The organism is Flavobacterium sp., assembly GCF_029242675.1.
Taxonomy (GTDB): Bacteria; Bacteroidota; Bacteroidia; order Flavobacteriales; family Flavobacteriaceae; genus Flavobacterium.
On sequence record NZ_JAQWTM010000223.1, the window covers coordinates 1 to 5,878 of the forward strand.

The window sequence follows — 5,878 nt, forward strand, 5'->3', positions numbered from 1 at the left end:
TTCAAGTTCTAAAGTTACTTTAGTGTCCAGTTTCTTTTGACCATTAACGCTATTTGCCATTGTAACTGTTGAAAACACAAAGGCCAGCAGGAGTTGGAATAGGGTTATTTTCATGATTCGAAAGAGTAATCGTTGTTTAACAACAGGTTTTTTCATAATTTTGGTTTGTTTTAATTAGTACTTCTAAAGGGTATTGTCGAAACATCACAAATTGTTTTTTACAGAAAACAATTTGATTTCATTCAAGCGTCGATAATGTTACAGCATTATCGGCGTTTTATTTTTAATTTTTTATGAGGCTATTTATAATTCGCAACCATCAGAAGTGATGATTACCTGATTGCCATTCATTTCATAACTCGTATTATTTCCTAAAGCCTTGCAGATAATCTTCAATTTTTCTGGCAATGGCATATCGTTGAGAGAACTAGTCAAGTGACATTCTTTCATTTTTACTTTTGGATAAGCTATATTAATTAAATAGGCTTGCTCTAATGTTTTAAAAATCTGACTCACTGGGATGTCGCTAAAATCAAAACTTAACTGTTCTATATTGCTTAAAGAACCTATCAAGGCTTCGTCTTTTGTGATGTCGGTTATTTTTTTAAATTTCAAATCTTTTCTTGTAAAACGAACCGCCTCATTAGGAAGTAAAGTAATATCTTCATCTTTTGAGGAAGGCATGATACTTTGATTCGATTCAATTTTAACTTTTCCGGTACGAACGAGTACTTCAATATTAGGTTTATTAGCGTAAGCGCTAATTTTAAAACTTGTTCCAAGGACACGAGTTACGATTTCGTTAGCGTAGACTAAAAAAGGTTTCTTTGGGTTTTTACTTATTTCAAAGAAAGCTTCACCTGATAAGTACACGCTACGTTCTGAACCTGTAAATATTTTAGGGTAACTCAATTTACTTTTAGGCTGTAATAAAACAGAACTTCCGTCAGATAGTGTGATCGTTTGTGCTTTACTAGAGTTGTTAGTTTGTTCTACTAATCCTTCATAGTTTTCATCTAGAAGCTCGTTGTACACTTTTTGATCGTTTAAAGGAAGAAAGAAATGGCTAAAGGTCCAAGTAGCGAGTAATCCAAAAACCAAAACTGCCGCTATAGACCTAAGCCAATTGCTATTCCATAAGTTAAGTACTTTTTTATTGGTAGCGTTTTCACGCTGTTCTATTTTACTCCAAGTGGCGTGTAATGCTGTTTGGATGGTGGCAGTAGTAAAGTTAGGTTTTGGAGTTCTAGTAGCTAGTATCCATAGACGAGCATCTTGAACGAGCTTAGCTCTGGTCGCAGTTTCTAATGTCCATTCTTCCCAATTGTCCTGATCTACGTTTGAACGTATCCAGGTCTGGAAAGAAGCATCTGCTAAGAAGTCTTCAACTTCGGTATAATGATCGCGTATTTGCATTTAAATATAAGATTACATATACATAAAGGACGCTTTCTTTGTTATATACTCACTAAATTATGATTATTTTTTATTTTTTTTAATAAAATATTATAATATAGCTGTTGACAGTAGTAGGAGTGCGGTTAGGCCGATGTTCCAGTCCTTTCTTAAATTGAGAACTGCACGGTGTAGTAGGTTGTTTGCTGATTGATAATTTACATCAAGCATTTCTGCAATTTGCTCTACGCTCAAACCTTGATTGTATCTTAAATACAATGCTTCCTTTTGCCTTGAGGGCAATAAATTGATTAATTTATTTAATTGATATACTTTATCAGCTGTAACTTCATCACTTATTAACTGGTGTTCGATCGAAAAATCAAATAAGAAGTTGACAACATCTGTAGATGCTACTTTATTAAAGATACGATCTCTTTCTTGTAATCTCGAAATCCTCTTACGTACACTTGAGAGTAAATATGCTTTTACATTTGTGGTCTCTCCTAACTTGTTCTTGTAAAGCCAAACATCAGCAAATACATCTTGAACACAGTCTTCAATTTTGTCACTGTCGTTAGAGAACGAATTACCATATCTAATTAAATGTTCATAATGTCGTTCAAATAACATCGAGAAAGCTTTTTCATCTCCAGCTTTTAAGTCAGTCCATAATTGAGCGTCGTCAAGTATAGGGGTACTAGTTTTTTGGTTAGTATGCAAAATGGTGGTGGTTTTGTATATTAAGGTTTTGTTAAGGTTTGTAATTTTACGTATAATAATATAGATACACAAATTAAAATTATACTTGTAAGACTTATTAGTTTTTTTATGAATATAGCTTGGCATTATTTAAAAATTACAAAGAATAGTCCATTTGAATTGCAGAATTCGCAATAGATAATTTCTTACATCGTATGCGGTGAATTGGTGATTTTTATTATATTCAGAAAGAATCTGTTTTAAAACTGGATTATGTGTATTTCTCTTTCCTTTAGAGCTTTTTGAGGTTAAATTATTTCGCTGTTTAAGTAAAATAGTTGAATTTTAATAAAAAAAAATACCTCCAATGAATGATAATACGCATAGCCCTAAGAAGAATTCTCTCAAGCATGTTTTGTTTGGAAGTCTTATAGGAACAACGATAGAGTTTTTTGACTTTTATATTTACGCAAATGCTGCCGTACTAGTATTTCCGCAATTGTTTTTTCCATCTGCAAATAGTACTAATTCTACTTTACTCTCTCTTGCAACCTTTTCTATAGCTTTTCTATCAAGACCGCTAGGTTCTGCCGTTTTTGGACATTATGGTGATAAAATAGGACGGAAGACGACGCTAGTTATAGCACTTATTACGATGGGGATTTCGACAGTTTGTATTGGGTTCTTACCTAGTTACGCGAGTATTGGTATTGCCGCTCCTTTACTGTTAATGCTTTGTCGATTCGGACAAGGTGTTGGTTTAGGAGGAGAGTGGGGAGGAGCCGTTTTACTCGCGATTGAAAATGCACCTCCTCATAAAAGAGCATGGTACGGAATGTTTCCTCAGTTAGGAGCGCCCATAGGTTTGTTATTATCGGGAGGTGTTTTTTTACTTCTAACGGATACCATGACTGCTGAAGCATTTATTGATTATGGATGGAGAATACCATTTATAGCTAGTTCGTTGCTTGTTCTGGTTGGGTTTTACATTCGATTAAATATTACAGAAACTCCAGCATTCGAAAATGCAAAAGAAGAAAAAACCGAAAACAAAGTTCCTTTCTTGACATTGATTAAGTTTTATAAAAACCAATTGATATTTGGTACACTAGCGGCTATGACTACGTTTTTGTTATTCTATTTAATGACCGTTTTCACCTTAAGTTGGGCTACATCTGATTTAGATTACACTAAAAGAGATTTTCTTTTAATGCAGTTATTTTCTGTTTTGTTTTTTGCGCTTTTTATTCCTCTTTCAGCTTTAATTGCTGATAAAATAGGGCGTAGAAAAACACTAATTTATGTAACTGTAGCTATTGCTTTGTTTGGGTTTCTGTTTTCTACGGCAATGAATAGTGGAAATCCTATTGTGGTAACCTTGTTTTTATGTGTAGGGATGAGCTTAATGGGGTGCACCTATGGACCTCTAGGTACTTTTTTATCAGAATTATTTCCTACTACTGTGCGCTACTCAGGCACGTCGCTAGCTTTTAATATGTCAGGAATCATTGGTGCTGCATTTGCTCCTATGGCAGCGATATGGTTAGCCACAAATTATAGTCTTACTTATGTAGGTTTTTATCTTTCTGTAGCAGCAATTGTTTCTGTAATTGCACTACTTGTAATTAGTAAAAAAGAACATAAATTTTAAGGCTTTTATTCGAAAATCAGGTTTCTAAATAGATTTTTCTTTAAAGAGCTAACTTTTCTATGAATACGAAGTAATATCACTTATTTTTGCAGAAAAATATCTCTTTTGAAAACCAAATTATTTTTAGTTACACCTCCGTTTACACAGTTGAATACTCCTTATCCTGCCACGGCATACATCAAGGGGTTTTTAAATACAAAAGCTATAGATGCTGTTCAAGCAGATTTAGGGATAGAGGTAATTTTAAAGTTGTTTTCAAAGGAAGGGCTATCAAATTTATTTAGCATATCAAGTGCTAAATTTGAAGAATCAATAAATACGATTTCAGACAATTCAAAGCGTATTTATGCCTTGCAAGAGGAATATATTAAAACAATCGATGCTGTTATTGCTTTTTTACAAGGCAAGAATCCTACATTAGCTTTACAAATTTGTCAAGAAGCTTATTTGCCGGAAGCTTCTCGTTTTGCTCAACTTGAAGAACTCGATTGGGCTTTTGGGACTATGGGTACACAGGATAAAGGAAAACATCTTGCGACTTTATATCTCGAAGACATTTCAGATTTTATCGTGGAGTGCGTAGATGCTAATTTTGGTTTTAGTAGGTATGCAGAGCGATTAGGTAGATCTGCAAACACATTTGATGAATTATATGATGCCTTGCAGCAGGATCCTACGTACATCGATCGCATTTTACTTTCGAACCTAAAAGAAAAAATAGAATCAATAAAACCTACCTTGTTTTTAATTTCGGTTCCTTTTCCAGGGAATTTATACAGTGCTTTTCGATCGGCACAATGGGTGAAGGCAAATTATCCTGAAATTAAGATTTCGATGGGAGGTGGTTTTCCTAATACAGAGTTACGTTCCCTTTCTGATAGCAGAGTGTTTGAATTTTTTGATTTCATTACACTAGATGATGGTGAAGTGCCTATTGAGGAACTAATTCTAAATATTGAAAATCCTAGTTATGGCTCTTTTAAACGAACATTTCTGCTGGAAAATGGAGCAGTAGTTTATAAGAATAATTCGTCTAAATCTGATTATAAACAATCGCATGTAGGTACTCCAGACTACTCTGATCTGTTGTTAGATAAATATATTTCTGTCATCGAAATTGTCAATCCCATGCACCGTATGTGGTCAGATGGGAGGTGGAATAAACTTACCATGGCACACGGATGCTATTGGGGAAAATGTACTTTTTGTGATATATCATTAGATTATATTAAAATATATGAACCTGTGGCCGCAAATTTACTTTGCGATCGCATGGAGCAAATGATGGAGCAAACGGGAGAGAATGGTTTTCACTTTGTAGATGAAGCAGCCCCGCCAGCGTTAATGCGGGCATTGGCGTTAGAAATTTTAAGACGAAAGCTGTCAGTAACCTGGTGGACAAACATTCGATTTGAAAAAAGCTTTAGTAAAGATTTGTGTCTTCTGTTAAAAGCTTCGGGCTGTATTGCAGTTTCAGGAGGTTTAGAAGTAGCCTCAGATCGTTTATTGAAATTGATTGATAAAGGGGTAACTGTCGAGCAAGTGGCTAAGGTGACTCGTAATTTTACTGAGGCAGGAGTCATGGTGCATGCGTATTTAATGTATGGCTATCCTACCCAAACAATTCAAGAAACAGTAGATAGTCTCGAGATGGTACGCCAGCTTTTTGAAGCCGGTGTTTTGCAATCTGGTTTTTGGCATCAATTTGCCATGACGGCGCACAGCCCGGTGGGTTTGTATCCTGAGAAATTTGGTGTGAAAAAAGAGACCGAAGCAATAGGTTCTTTTGCAAATAATGATATCAATTACATTGACAATACTGGAATTGACCACGACAAATTTAGTTTTGGGTTAAAAAAATCATTGTTTAATTTCATGCATGGGATTTGCTTTGACTACGAATTACAAGAGTGGTTTGATTTTAAAATACCTAAATCAAAAATAGCTGATGATTTTATCTATAATGCTTTGACTGAAGATGCTGACTTAAATATTAAAGCAAATGCAAAAATTGTATGGTTGGGTGGTAAACCATCTGTTAGTAGCTTTACCAAATCAAAAAAAGGTCAATCATGGCAAATGATGGCTTTCACTTTTCATGATAAAAAAGAAAGTTTCGACATAGTACTG

General features: G+C 34.6%; 4 protein-coding genes. 2 read left to right on the top strand and 2 right to left on the bottom strand.

Annotated elements, in window-relative coordinates; all coding sequences use genetic code 11:
* Window positions 1-303 precede the first annotated feature (303 nt).
* Window positions 304-1,416 carry a FecR family protein gene (locus P8M54_RS08195; protein ID WP_300287081.1) on the bottom strand — a complete coding sequence of 371 codons (1,113 nt, stop codon included), beginning with the start codon at window positions 1,414-1,416 and terminating at the stop codon, window positions 304-306.
* 90 nt (window positions 1,417-1,506) lie between these two features.
* A complete protein-coding gene (locus P8M54_RS08200; RefSeq protein ID WP_300287083.1) occupies window positions 1,507-2,118 on the bottom strand; it encodes a sigma-70 family RNA polymerase sigma factor in 612 nt (203 codons plus the stop codon).
* Window positions 2,119-2,464: 346 nt separating this feature from the next.
* Between P8M54_RS08200 and P8M54_RS08205 the strand changes: the two genes are divergently transcribed.
* Both P8M54_RS08205 and P8M54_RS08210 read left to right on the top strand, forming a co-directional pair.
* On the top strand, window positions 2,465-3,748 hold the full coding sequence (locus P8M54_RS08205; protein WP_300287084.1) for an MFS transporter: 1,284 nt from the start codon (window positions 2,465-2,467) through the stop codon (window positions 3,746-3,748).
* A gap of 105 nt (window positions 3,749-3,853) precedes the next feature.
* On the top strand, window positions 3,854-5,878 hold a 2,025-nt coding region (locus tag P8M54_RS08210), incomplete at its 3' end, for a radical SAM protein (RefSeq protein WP_300287086.1).

Excerpts from the sequence above, each read along its gene's own strand:
- P8M54_RS08205 (WP_300287084.1), top strand. The coding sequence starts at position 2,465 with ATGAATGATAATACGCATAGCCCTAAGAAGAATTCTCTCAAGCATGTT.
- P8M54_RS08195 (WP_300287081.1), bottom strand. The coding sequence starts at position 1,416 with ATGCAAATACGCGATCATTATACCGAAGTTGAAGACTTCTTAGCAGAT.